Annotated in this window: 14 protein-coding genes; 9 read left to right on the forward strand and 5 right to left on the reverse strand. The window is 35.6% G+C overall.

The annotated features are described in order from the left end of the window. The first annotated feature begins 28 nt into the window (after positions 1–28). From ABX784_RS11415 to ABX784_RS11425, 3 genes are all read left to right on the forward strand, one after another. A complete protein-coding gene (locus ABX784_RS11415) occupies positions 29–1,075 on the forward strand; it encodes a serine protease (protein ID WP_372655170.1) in 1,047 nt (348 codons plus the stop codon). A 67-nt stretch (positions 1,076–1,142) separates the two neighbouring features. Further along, on the forward strand, positions 1,143–1,562 hold the full coding sequence (locus ABX784_RS11420) for a hypothetical protein (RefSeq protein ID WP_372655171.1): 420 nt from the start codon (positions 1,143–1,145) through the stop codon (positions 1,560–1,562). An 89-nt stretch (positions 1,563–1,651) separates the two neighbouring features. Further along, a complete protein-coding gene (locus ABX784_RS11425; RefSeq protein ID WP_372655172.1) occupies positions 1,652–2,527 on the forward strand; it encodes a serine protease in 876 nt (291 codons plus the stop codon). A gap of 69 nt (positions 2,528–2,596) precedes the next feature. Here ABX784_RS11425 and ABX784_RS11430 read toward each other — a convergent pair whose 3' ends face one another. Next, on the reverse strand, positions 2,597–2,926 hold the full coding sequence (locus ABX784_RS11430) for a hypothetical protein (RefSeq protein ID WP_372655173.1): 330 nt from the start codon (positions 2,924–2,926) through the stop codon (positions 2,597–2,599). Positions 2,927–3,265: 339 nt separating this feature from the next. Between ABX784_RS11430 and ABX784_RS11435 the strand changes: the two genes are divergently transcribed. Then, on the forward strand, positions 3,266–4,789 hold the full coding sequence (locus ABX784_RS11435) for a S8 family peptidase (protein ID WP_372655174.1): 1,524 nt from the start codon (positions 3,266–3,268) through the stop codon (positions 4,787–4,789). Between the two features lie 23 nt (positions 4,790–4,812). On the opposite strand, the gene ABX784_RS11440 is transcribed toward ABX784_RS11435, so the two are convergent. The 4 genes from ABX784_RS11440 to ABX784_RS11455 all read right to left on the reverse strand — a co-directional run bounded on the left by ABX784_RS11440 (position 4,813) and on the right by ABX784_RS11455 (position 8,049). After that, entirely contained in the window at positions 4,813–5,445 is a 633-nt protein-coding gene (locus ABX784_RS11440; protein ID WP_372655175.1) for a hypothetical protein, read from the reverse strand. Positions 5,446–5,562: 117 nt separating this feature from the next. Further along, on the reverse strand, positions 5,563–6,204 hold the full coding sequence (locus ABX784_RS11445) for a two-component system response regulator (RefSeq protein ID WP_372655176.1): 642 nt from the start codon (positions 6,202–6,204) through the stop codon (positions 5,563–5,565). Positions 6,205–6,289: 85 nt separating this feature from the next. Further along, positions 6,290–6,973, reverse strand: a complete 684-nt coding sequence (locus ABX784_RS11450) for a response regulator transcription factor (RefSeq protein WP_372655177.1) — start codon at positions 6,971–6,973, stop codon at positions 6,290–6,292. Between the two features lie 128 nt (positions 6,974–7,101). Beyond that, entirely contained in the window at positions 7,102–8,049 is a 948-nt protein-coding gene (locus ABX784_RS11455) for a 2-hydroxyacid dehydrogenase (protein WP_372655178.1), read from the reverse strand. A 281-nt stretch (positions 8,050–8,330) separates the two neighbouring features. On the opposite strand from ABX784_RS11455, the gene ABX784_RS11460 reads away from it, so the two are divergent. The 5 genes from ABX784_RS11460 to ABX784_RS11480 all read left to right on the forward strand — a co-directional run. Continuing rightward, complete coding sequence (locus tag ABX784_RS11460) at positions 8,331–8,975, forward strand: hypothetical protein (protein WP_372655179.1); 645 nt, start codon at positions 8,331–8,333, stop codon at positions 8,973–8,975. A 183-nt stretch (positions 8,976–9,158) separates the two neighbouring features. Beyond that, positions 9,159–9,824 (forward strand): hypothetical protein, encoded by a 666-nt coding sequence (locus tag ABX784_RS11465; protein WP_372655180.1) that lies wholly within the window; start codon positions 9,159–9,161, stop codon positions 9,822–9,824. Positions 9,825–10,011: 187 nt separating this feature from the next. Further along, a complete protein-coding gene (locus ABX784_RS11470; RefSeq protein WP_372655181.1) occupies positions 10,012–11,355 on the forward strand; it encodes a S8 family serine peptidase in 1,344 nt (447 codons plus the stop codon). Positions 11,356–11,503: 148 nt separating this feature from the next. Next, positions 11,504–12,703, forward strand: coding sequence for a TolC family protein (locus tag ABX784_RS11475; RefSeq protein ID WP_372655182.1), 1,200 nt, complete (start codon positions 11,504–11,506; stop codon positions 12,701–12,703). Next, positions 12,696–13,166 (forward strand): heavy metal-binding domain-containing protein (locus tag ABX784_RS11480; protein WP_372655183.1); only part of this gene is annotated, 471 nt, incomplete at its 3' end. The genes ABX784_RS11475 and ABX784_RS11480, both read left to right, overlap by 8 nt.

Raw genomic sequence — 13,166 nt, forward strand, 5'->3', positions numbered from 1 at the left:
GTCCGTATCAAAGTAATTAGGAGAATTTATGACGATGTCACCAAAGGTAATAATATCTGCATTATTGCTTACATCCGCAGTTAACGTAAGTGCATTCTTAGATAAAGTCGTTTATGGCGATGACAATCGTGTTCTTGCTCAAAATTCAGCAAATAGTGAGTACCAGGAGTGGGCAACTGCAACTGCTGCTATGATCTCTAATTCAGATATTAGATTCCCTAAAGAGGGAGACCGCTTCCAAGATAGCGTTACTATTTATGATAACGAAAATCTTGGTGAAGAGTATCGTCTTTGTAAGGAAGAGAGATTTAGAGAAATAATTAATCCTGCTAACTGTAGTGGTTTTCTTGTTGAAGAAAATGGAGAGCAATACCTAATTACTGCTGGTCATTGTGTGGATACTTTAAGTGCATGTACTGATAGCTCTTGGGTATTTGGATTTACTTCAGATACTATGTCCGAAAAGTATGGAAATAGAGCATTTCTTCCAAAAGAAAATGTTTATAAATGTGCTGAGATTGTAGAGCAAGTTCTAGATCGTGGTTCTGAAAATGACTACGCAGTACTTAAGCTTGATAGAGTTGTTGAAAACGTTACTCCTCTTAAGTTTAGAAAGAAAGGTAAAGTAGACAATAAAACGGAGTTAGTTGTTATTGGTCACCCATCAGGGCTTCCAACGATAATTGATGACAAAGGTTCAATCAGAAAAAATGATAACGATTTCTACATTGAGGCTAATCTAGATACTTTTGGTGGCAACTCAGGCTCAGCAGTTATTAATGCAAGTACTGGTGAAGTAGAGGGAATCTTAGTTCGTGGTGAAACTGATTATAACTACGTTAGTCGTGATGATGAAAATGGTAGCTGTAGAGAAGTGAATGTATGTAAGGACGGAGAATGTCGTGGTGAAGACGTTACTAGAATTACAAATATTGAACTATTAACAGGTGTTCCTGGTCCAACATACGATGAACCAGAGAGCAATGGTTACGAGAGATATACTCCGTGGGCAGATCCTGATCACTGGTATGATGGTTATGATGATTATGAAGAATATGACTTTTTAGTTAATTAATATATAGGGCCCAAGTTTGGGTCCTTTTTTTTGTATGCCAAAGACACTTCTTCCCTTAAAATAAAGTATGACTTTAAGAATAGGGCAAATAGCACTTCATTCAAAAGATAATAAAACTCTCGCATCATTTCTAAGTGAGCTTCTCGATATGGAAATTTCATTTAGTGGTGAGGCCGTAAGACTTTCCAATGAAAATTTTAGTATCATCATCATAGAAGATAAGAATATGACCGGTAAGAATTCGATGGTAATCGACTTTTTCACTGATTCTTTTGATGAGTTACAAGGACTTATTCAAAAAGTTGAATTTATAAAATATCGTTATCGCATCACGTTCGTAACTGATGAAGGTAAGGTTCTTGAAGATGTTAAGATCCATAATGTCGGTCACTTACATTATTTTTTCCTTTCAGATACTGACGGAAGAAGATGGAAGTTCTCATATCGCGACGCGAATGCGCCTCTTGTCAACCCCTTTGTAAAATAAATGTAAGAAGTTGTAAGTGTACATAGAGTCTTTCACTCGGTTTAATGCTTCTACCCTTTAGAAAGCATGAATACATAAGGAAGGTTCGAATGACATTAAGGATGATTGCAGCAACAGCTGCGCTAGCGTTTACAGCACTTACAGTAAATGCATCAATGGATAAAGTAATTTATGGTGATGACAACAGATTAGATATTTTCGAAACTGTAGATGCTAACCATCTTAAGCTAGCGAAAGCTACAGCAGCTCTTGTAAAATCTTATAGCGTTGAAGCAATGAGAGGCGGAGAGTCAAAACTTAGCGGTGGAAACCTTAAGGTTTGTTCTGATGATAAGTTTAACGGTCAATTAACGGCTGCATTTTGTTCAGGTTTCCTAGTAAACCACGAAGGAAAGCAATACATGGTAACTGCTGGTCACTGTCTTTCAGGACAGTCTGCTTGTAAGGGTACAAAATTTGTATTTGATTACGCGGTAACAACTCCAGGTCAAACTGAGCACATGGTTCCAACTTCAAGTGTTTACTCTTGTAAGAAGCTTGTTGAAAGACAATTAAACAACTCAAACAGCAACGACTATGCAGTTGTAGAATTAACTAAAGAAGTTACTGATAGAGAAGCTCTTACTTTTAGAACTTCAGGAAAGATTGCTAACGGTGATGAGATTCTAGTAATTGGTCACCCATCAGGTCTTCCAACTAAGATTGCTGGAGATGCATATGTTAGAGATAACAATTCTGATAAGTACTTCTCAACTAACCTAGATACTTTTGGTGGTAACTCAGGGTCTGCAGTATTTAATGCAAGAACTGGTGAAGTTGAAGGGATCCTAGTTAGAGGTCACAACGATTATACTTCTAGAAGAGGTCCAAACGGTAAGAGTTGTAAGACTCCAGTTAACTGTGAAATGGATAGCTGTAGAGGTGAAGACGTTACAAGAACAACTTCAATTGAAATGTTCCAATAAGATTATTTTTTAACACTTATAAATTAAGGCCTATCTTCGGATAGGCCTTTTTTTTGTACAATTTGATGCCTATTTACACCTGATTTGAATCCAGTTATCACCATCAATAAGTTGCCCGCCAACTGCAGCTGTACTTGTATCTCCATGAAAGCTCATGGATTGGTTTGTTTCTTTTATAGTTATTCCAACGACTAGATAACCTTTAGAGGATGCTAGAATACCTTTGAAGTCTTGGGTTTCAAAATTAGTCATTGACCCGTGTCCGCTATCTGAGAGTTCTACTGTTATCGTTTGTAGTTCTTCTTCAATATTTGTTTTCAGTTCGCAGTCGGAACTTGCTGCATTTGAAATACTACAGATTAGTGTAAAAGCGATTGCTACGAGCATTTTTATATACATTCTATTTCCTTCGATTACTTAAAATTAGATGTCATAAATATAATCTTTTTAAATTGGATTCAAGAAGGCGCGAACTTTATACATACTATAGAGCTAGTAGCTCTATTCAATTTAAGTATCTAATAACTCTAAAATAGCTTCTCTATTATAAGTATTTAAGTCATTTGTTTGTATGTCTGCGTCAAAAAACCACCACCTTCTTTGACACCAGAGCTATTTTGCTGGGCTTATCTGCTTGAAAGTGTGTGAGCTAAGTTGGCACGGATAATGCTAATATAAAAGTAGCTTCTAGGATGGGAGCTGTGAGAATGAGATTAATATTCATCAAGGAAGATGATAGTGAGAAACTCAAAGCTTAAGTTAATTCTTGGCGTAATTGCCTGTTTTAGTGCAGTTGAAGTAAGCGCCAAGAATAGACTTATCATCAAGTACAAATCATTTATAGAAACTGAAAATTTTAGATCAAGCCCAAGATTCGTTAAGAAAAACTTCAATACTAAAAAAGAAATGACTGAGGAGTTTGAAGCTTTAAAGAACTCATCTCTTGTAGAGTATGTTGAAGTTGATACTCTTATGAACACTCAACAAGTCGATATAACTTCAACTTCTAATGACTCTAGACTCTCTGAGCAGTGGGCCCTTGGAAGTAGTGACGGTGGTATTGAGGCCTTTGAAGCATGGGATATTTCTAAAGGAAGTAGCTCAACAGTTGTTGCAGTTATAGATACTGGAATTGTAAGCCATAGCGATATTAACTCTAAGGTTCTACCTGGTTACGATATGGTTAGTGATAGCTCAATGGGAAATGATGGAGATGGTAGAGATAGTGACCCAAGTGATCCAGGAGATTGGATTGCTTACGGCGACTCTTGTTATCAAGGAGTTTCTCAAAATTCATCATGGCACGGAACTCACGTTGCTGGAATTATCGCAGCTCAAAGTAATAATGCAAAAGGTGTTGCCGGTGTAAATTGGAACGCTAAGATTTTACCAGTAAGAGCACTTGGAAAGTGTGGAGGTTATACTTCTGATATTGCTGATGCAGTTAAGTGGGCAGCGGGGGTTAGTGTTAGTGGAGCTCCTACAAATTCTAATCCAGCCTCTGTGATTAATCTATCTCTTGGTGGATCAGGGCCATGTAGTGCTTATATGCAAGATGCAATCAATCAGGCCAAAGCAAAAGGGGCGGTTGTTGTTGTAGCTGCTGGAAATAGTAGTGCAAATCTAGATACAACACAATTTACTCCTGCTAACTGCCAAGGAGTTTTGGTCGTTGGCTCTAGTACACAGAATGGTTATAAGAGTTCATTTTCTAATTACGGTAAAATTGTAGATGTATCTGCTCCAGGAGGAGGAAATGGATCAAGCGTTGTGAGTTTAGGAAATACTGGAAGCACAACACCTTCAAGTGAAACTTACGTTTATCAAAGTGGAACAAGTATGTCCGCGCCACATGTGGCCGGAATTGTTTCTTTAATGAAAGGAGTAAACCCAAGTCTTTATCCCGATCAGTTGATGGCCCTTGTAAAAGAGGCCGCCAAGTCATTTCCATGGTCAAGTGGTTGTGATGATGATCAATGTGGTAGTGGAATTGCTCTAGCGTGGAGATCAATTGAGTTAGCTCAATCTGAAAATCCTGATTCAACATTTACTGATGAGGAAGAGGTTAGTTCTGGGATTGCTCCAATAAACTCTGGCTCTACATTAACGACAAGTACAGACTCAGGTGGTCTTTGTGGAAGTGTTGTTTATAAAGATGGTAGAGATGGACCAAGCTCTGGTGGAGGATCTCTGTTTATGATGTTAGGTCTTATTGCTTTAATGATGAGAACATTAAAGAAGAAAATAACAGGAGTAAGTTAGACTAACTCCCGATATAAAAATAATTATCTACAAACTGACTGGTATGTAACAACTCTATGAGTGCTTACATTATTACCTTGAAATAGACCTTTAGATTCAGAAGTTGATGGCTCTAAAACCTTAAGTCTCATTGTAGTGTTCTTAGTTGAGTTATAGTATTCAACTTGTTGGTAACCATATACAGTAACTGGCTCTCTTGAACAGTGGCTTCTACAAACTTGACGTCCTCTATCGTTAATTCTACAAACTCTTCTACATCTATTTTCGTATCTTGTGTAAGTACAAGATTCTGTAACATTTCTAGTTTCACCTCTTGTAACTTTTGAGCTGATTCTTCCATCAAAATCATAAACTTGTTTTACTTCAGATCCTTGGATATAGAACTCATCGTTGCTATCGTTGATATCTAAATCTTTTGGAAGTTTAATTTTAATTGTCTTTTTAATTCCAGAAAGATCAATTTGTAAGTTACCAAAGCTAGTGAAGTCAAATTCTGCTCTATAGTCTTTTGCAGGAACTTTTACACTAACGTATTTTCTAGAAAGTAATCCTTTCTTCGTTTTGAATACTAGGTCTGTCTTCGCCTTAAAAGTTCCTTCTAAGTTATTACAAGCTCCAAGCCCTAAAGCTAATACTAAAAGTAAAATGTGTTTCATTCTATTCTCCCTGTGAATATGAAATTGGTGACATCCTATGAAAGTTTTCACAGATCGAAAAGGGGGATAAAGTAAATTTGTTATATTTATATACGAGGAATCAGTGACTTATGAGATTTAGTCTAAGTATTGACAAGTAATTAATACTTTTTCATCAAGAATTTCACAATTATCAACAATACAATTTATAGGTTTCGCCGTTTTTTTATACTTTTTAAGCTTTTCAGAATTGATTTGAATTGTTGAATGGATGGGTAACTCTTCTCTTGAATAGAAAGTTACGTTGTTTTCATCATATTTAACTAATTGGAAGTCATGAATTACATTTGTAATCTCTAGTAGTGATATGAACTCTTTACTTTGATCTGGACTAGGGTGATTTACTATCTCCATAAATTCATAAATTTTCTCTGCAAGAACATCAATATTTTCAGATTTTAAAAAGTATTCACTGGCGCCTAGCTTAAAGGCGGCCTCTATTTCTAAGAGGTCGTTCTTTCCACTTAGAACGCATATTTTAAATTTAGGTTTTTCTTTGTGATCTTTTAAAGTTGAAAGGAATTCAAGCCCACTAAGTTTAGGCATCATGAGATCTATAATAATTAGATCTATTTCAGAATGGTTTCTAAGTACAAATTGAAAGGCCTCTTCCGATTGATGAAATACCTTTACTGTAAATCCTTCTCTTTTTAGTTTGGATTTAAGTAGGGTAGTGTAATCTTCACTATCGTCGATAAGCACAACACTTTTGCCATTCATAAATACTCCTCTTAGAGGTAATAGTACTATTTAAGCGCATTAACACTACAGAAATATGAACCAACAATGTGTTTCTATTCATTATTTATGCAGCTGCAATTATCTTATAACCCTCTCCGTAGACTGATTTAATTTGAAAGTTAGATCTCTTAATTTTTCTTCTAAGAGCAGAGATATAAGTATCAATCATTCTATCGTTGGCCGAAAAGTTTCCAGGAGCAATGTGATTTAATATCTTCTCGCGACTCAAAACTCGATTTGTATTTTTTAGAAGAAGATGAATGATCTTAAATTCACTACTCGTAAAATGAACTCTCTCTCCAATCACAACAACTTCCTGTGAAGGAATATTTAAAGTGATATCTTCATAGTTTTGAATTTCATTTTGATCAGTCTTAGAGATATTCATAAGGACTGTGTTTAAAACCTCTTTAAGCTCTTCTGCTTCAAAAGGTTTCTCTATATATTGAATGGCCCCAAGCTTATAGCCCGTGACTCTACTATTACTTCCAGTTTTTGATGAGAGAAATATAATAGGAGTGTTCTTTATTTCATCTCTAGACTTTATCTGACTACAGATTTCATAGCCACTAGTATCGGGCATCATAATATCTAAAAGAATTAAATCTGGTGCAAACTCAATGGCCTTAGTGAGTGCTTCTTCACTATTTTCTGCCATTTCTAGAATATACTTATCACCAAGAATCTTTTGAACTAAAACTCTGATCTCTTCACTGTCATCAACGACAAGAATCTTAGATTTCATCATATTTGCCTCACTATTTATTGATATTAAATATATTTTATTCCTTATTGAGAAAAAGTGAACCTATAATTTAGCTTAATATTTGATAGCTTCTAAGTTATTGAATTTTCATAAGTTTTGAAGTGGGGTCGTTAATTTACACCAGCTTTAAGACTCTCTCCATTTAGTCCATTGAGTATATTTGTTGCCACTAGTAGGCTCATTTCTTCTCTAGCTGTAATTGTTGCTGAGCCAATATGTGGGGTAATCGTAATGTTTGGAAGTTCTAGTATTTTTGATTTTGGGTTCATTGGCTCGGGGTTTGTGACATCAAGGCCTGCTCCCCAAATGATTTTCTCTCTAAGGGCAAGCTCTAGGTCTACTTCATTATGAACCTGTCCTCTTGAGGTATTGATAAATATAGATGTCTCTTTCATTTTTTTGAAAGCTTCAATATTAAATAATTCTTTGGTTTCATTATTTAGGTCGCAATGAACGCTGATGACATCACTTTGATCTAATAACTCTTCAAAGCTCACTTTAGTCGCTTGAAAGCTCTCTTTTTCAGTTCTTGCACAGTAAATGATATTCATTCCAAAGGCGAGGTGACAAGTATTAGCAAAACATTGTCCAATACGCCCAGCTCCAAAAATCCCTAGTGTTTTTCCTCTTAAGCTCTGACCTAGAAAACCTTTTGGTTCCCATCCTGTCCAATGTCCATCTTTTATTGATTGAAAAGACTCAGATGTTTTTCTTGAAACATCCATAAGAAGTGCTAGCGCCATATCTGCAGTGGCCTCAGTAAGAACATCAGGTGTGTTTCCAACCTTTATTCCGTACTCTGTTGCAGCTTCAACATCTATATTGTTAAAGCCTACAGCGTAGTTTGCAATTACCTTTAGATGCCCATTTTCTTTTATAAATTCTCTATCAACCTGATTGCTAAGCATTGTGATGAGCGCATCGGATGTTTTAGCTTTCTCGTATAAAGTCTCTTTTGAGATAGGAGTATCTTCTTCATAAACTTCTACTGTGTGTCCCTGCTCTTTTAAGAGAGTGATTCCACTTTGTAGTATTGGTTGTGTGATAAAGACTTTCATATTAACTCCTATTTTCTTAAGCGCTAAGGGCATAACTATAATACAATTTAAGCATTATATAAGAACTAGTCTAGTTCTAGATTGCGCTTGTTCAAGAGATGTTAGATGACGTCGAGGTAATACTAGGTACTGAATAGATATTAGCTATGTATAAAATGTTCACTTTTAATGTCTTAAGTTGCCACGGGTGTTGATGTCTAATACATATGTATCCTTATATGTACTTCAATTAGGTTAAAATGTTCTATAAGTTCATACGTTCTATTTCCTTTGTTTTCATCTTGAGTACTTCGTATACTCAGGCTTCTCATTTTTCTCTGTCAGAAGGTATTGTTGAAGGTCATAAAGAAAACGTTATTGAATACACTCACAGCTGGAAGAAAGTACGTAAACTATCTTCTGATATTAGAAAAGTACTAGGCCTATCATTTTCCGATCGAAAATTAGATGTTCTAGAGGCACGCTTTGTCTTTTACATTCAGGGTGATGCATTTAAATATAATAATGACTTCTATTCTAGAAGAGCTACTCTTGAGGGGTTTTCTGGAATGAGACATTACCCAATTGCTTTTAATAAATACATAGTACAAGACTCTAATATGGGGATAGACCTCAGCGCAGAAGTTAGCCTCGAGTATGATTTAGATTACTCCTTACTAAAAAGTGCATTTAATTATAGGTCTAATAAAGAAGAATCATTTGTTGTTCACCAAAAAGGTAGAAAATTCAATAGAATCTTAAAAAGTACTGATATCATTTCTCATGTTCAACAAAGTGGGGATTATGTGAAAGTGACTATAGATAGTTATGCTGTCCTCTTGAAAAAAGGAGCATCTCGCTATCTATCTTTTGCCATAAAGAAGTTCATGGTTAAGAAAATGAAAAAGCAGATAGTGCAAGCTCCTCTTGTATATCTAAATTACTAGCTCGACTACACCTCCTAATATTAAATATATAGCTCTTCTTCTGAAAATAAGAATCTAGGTATTTGCCTAAATGTATAGAATTTACTTAAATTCGCTGCATTGGTTGCGACGCGGTGCGTAGTGATGTACTTTATCACCTCACTATATAGAAATAGGGTTCACATGAATTATAGATCTCTACTTATGACTACTTTAGTGCTTTTACTAAGTGTCACTCATGCTTATGCGTCTAATTACTCTCTGACTAAGAGGGATATAAGTAAATTTGATGAGAGAAAGATATCTTATTCATATGGATGGAATAAAGTTAAAAATATAGATAAAAATTTAAAAGATATTTTGAACCTGTCTTCAAAAGATAATCACCTTAGAATCCTTGGTGCACGCTTCGTTTTCTATATCCCTGGTAGTATTGAGCGCTTCGACTCTAGCTTTTATTCAAAAAAGAAAACTCTAGATGATCTATCTGGAATGAGTCATAAGCAGATTGGTAATAACAAGTACAAAGTTAAAGAATCAAAAATGGGAATTTCTATTAGTGCTGAAGTCGGTTTAACTTTCAATGTAGACTACGATAAGTACCAAAGAGAGTTTGGTTATACTGAAACAGCTTTTGAAGGATTTATATCTCATCAAAAGGCTAGAAGGTTTAGTAATTACTTTCGAAGCACTGATATCATTACTCATTTAGCTCAAGATGGTGACCATGTGAAAGTAACAATGGATAGCTTTGCCACTCTTTCAAAGAAACCTAGCAAAGGGATCTATTTCCATGTTTTAAAAGGCCTTATTGTAAATGAAATAAAGTCCAAGGCATTAGATGTGCCATTAGTTTATTTAAGAAAGTAATTTATTCACTCAAGTGCTGCACTCTGTTGGCCTTGAGGAAAATTTCCCCCTCATTCATATGACAGCAAATGAAAGTTTTTTTAACGAGACTCTAAGTCATTTATTTTTAATACTAGTAAGGTTAAATTTGTTTATTAAAGAATTATCATGAAGTTAGATAATTTTCTATTCCCACAAGGAGGTTCGCATGAAGACAATGGCCCTAGGACTTGGTCTATTATTTTCTGCTAGTACATTAGCATCTACTGTTGCCATTATTGATTCTGGTACAGATATGAAACACAAAGATCTTGCACCAAAAGCATGGATCAATACTGTAGAGATTGCAGATAACAATAGAGACGAAGACAGAAATGGTTATCCAGATGACGTCCAAGGTTGGAACTTTGCAGAAAGTAACAATAAAATTATCGACTATAAATACCTTGGTACTCTAAACGAAGACATTAGAAAATTCTTCGTTCTTCAAGAAAAAATGATGAGAGGGACTGCAACTGCTGAAGAAATTCAGTGGGCAAGGGATATCCTAAAGGATGAGTCTTTCATTAAGAGAATTTCTATTTACGGTAACTTCATGCATGGAACTCACGTTGCAGGTATCGCAGCGAAGAAAGCAGATGATGCAAAAATTCTTACTGTTAAACTTATCCCAACTGAAGTTAAGCTTCCTGGTCAAGATAAGATCAATAAGAAAGATAGCTTTCCTCTAAAAATGTTTAAGAAAGGTCTAGAGCTACTTGCTAAGCAACAAGCTACTATGATGGAAGAGATTGGTTACTACGTAGATGGACACAAAGCAGATATTGCTAATGGTTCATTTGGAACTGGTTACCCACAAGCAATGCAAATTACAGCAATGCTTTATAAGACTCTTTTTAGAAAAGACCCAACTCCTGAGTTAAATCATGAGCTAAGTTTAGTTTTTCTAAATGCTGCAGTTAAAGAAAATGCAAGATTAGTAGAAGTTGCTCCAAATACTTTATTTGTATTTGCTGCTGGAAACGACGGTCTTAACAATGATAAGTTTCCAACTTCACCAACGAATATAAAAGCAGATAACGTACTTTCTGTTGCAGCTACAATGGGTAGACTAGCAATTGCTCCTTTTTCTAACTACGGAAAGAAAATGGTTGATGTTGCTGCTCCAGGCGTAGGGATTCTTTCAGCTGCACCAGGTGATGAGTATGTTAAGGTTTCTGGTACTTCACAAGCTGCTCCATTTGTTGCAAATATCGCTGCTAGAGTAAAGGATGCTAACCCAGCACTTTCTCCAATTGATATCAAGAAAATCATTATGGGAACTGTTGATTACAAGGGTTACCTAACAGATATCGTACTTACTGGTGGACTAGTAAACACTGGTAGAGCTGTACAAGCAGGTATTCTTTCAAATACAAGAAATATTGCTGATGCAATTGCTACTTCTAGAGAAGAAGTTGCTGACGTAATCGTTGAAGGAAGCCTTAAATCTCTTCCAACTATGGGAGATGCAAGCTTAGTTCTTCCACTGCCATCAATGTTTAAATTCTAATTATATGATTATAAGGGAGGAGATCTTCCTCCCTTTTTCAATAGGTTACCGCTACTTCTTCTCCATTTTTCACTTACTTGTCACAAAAAGACCTAGTTTCTCGTAATGGTGAGTAGTACATCCCCTTATACATAAAAGAGATTAATATATGTTGAAGTTTTTGATTCTTTCTTTGTTTACCTCGAGTTGCTTTGCAGTGTCTTTTAATGAGGCCGTGGAGATACTAACTAATCATAGTCGAGTTGAATCGATGCAAGGTGTTTCTAGGGCCGCTACAGACTCTGGAGGCTCAAAAGGATCATGGGGAGATCCAATGTTTAAACTCTCTGCTAAGAATTTCCCAAAGGATTCTCTAAAGAGAGATGAGACACCTATGACAGGTATTGAATTTGGAATTTCTCAAAAGACATCTCTAACTAATAAATATGGAAATATTCAAGAGTCCTTTAATAAACTCGCCAAGTCTTATGAGTATGAAGCTCAGGATGTAAAAAGAGAGCTTACAAAGTCTCTATGGGAAATATTAATTTTAAAAAGAAAAATAAAAGAAGAAGTAGATATTTTAAAAGAAAATTTAGTCTGGCTTTCTAAAATGCTCAAGGTGAGTAAGAAGCTATACGTAAACGGTAAGACGTCTCAACAAGCAATATTAGATATTGAAATTAGAAAATCAGAAATAGAGATGGACCTAAATGGAAGAGAGTCAGAACTACTAAAGATTAAGGATGGACTGAAATACCTTCTTGGTTCTAAGAATAGTTTTATTGAAGAGGCGACTATACCTTGGAATATATTAGATAAAAAATCTAAGAAGAAGAATGACTTCAAAGAACTTTCGCTTAAGAGTAAGGTTCAATCTAAAGACCTTGCACTGAAGGCCGCGAATAAAGACTATATTCCAGATATTACCTTTTCTCTTGGTTATACGAAGAGGTCTAATATAGACGGTAGAGGTGACTTTGTAGGTGCTTCATTGAGTTTTCCTCTCCCTTTTTCTGGAGATAAATATTCTAAAAAAGGTGTGGCGGTTCATGAAAAATATTCGGCCCAAAAGAATTTAGAAAATTATAAGAGAGTTAGAGAGAGAGATAGGTCTATATTGTCTCATCAAATTGAAAGTGTTGAAAAAGACCTTCATATTATAAACTCTAAAACGATTAGATTCGCTAGAAATTCTAGATCTATTACCTCTAAGTCTTATGGGCTTGGTAATTCTAGTTATGTTGAACTTCTACAGTCTGAGCTTAAACTACAAAGTATTCTTATGTTAAAGAGTCGCTTGCAAGCGATGAGGGACTCTTACAAAATTGCCCTTAAATATACATCCGGAGAGAACCTCAGTGAATAAGTTAATCTATATTCTATTTTTCATTCTTGTAGTAGGTTGTACCAAGTCTTCCGATAGCCACACAGATCACTCTACTGAGAAGGCCGTAAAGACTGTGTATACCTGCTCAATGCACCCTAGTGTGAGAGAGGATAAACCAGGTAAATGTCCTATTTGTCATATGAATCTCACTAAAATTGAAATTGATGAATCAGAGTCTGACCATGATCATTCAAATAAGAATGACATGAAGACTGTCCTTTGGAGATGTAAAGATTATCCAGATGTTACTAGTGAAATTGAAGAGGCTTGTCCAATTGATGGAACCATGATGGTTAGGGTCGTAGACGCCACAGCTGCTGAAGTTGTTGCAAAAGTAAAACTAAGAAAAGCTCAGCTCAATCACTTTAGGCCATCATACTTTCCAGTAACGACTATGAAGATGTCTAAGAAGATTCGTCTTCTTGGCTCAGTACTACAGTCA

This window comes from Halobacteriovorax sp., assembly GCF_041587335.1.
Lineage (GTDB): Bacteria > Bdellovibrionota > Bacteriovoracia > Bacteriovoracales > Bacteriovoracaceae > Halobacteriovorax.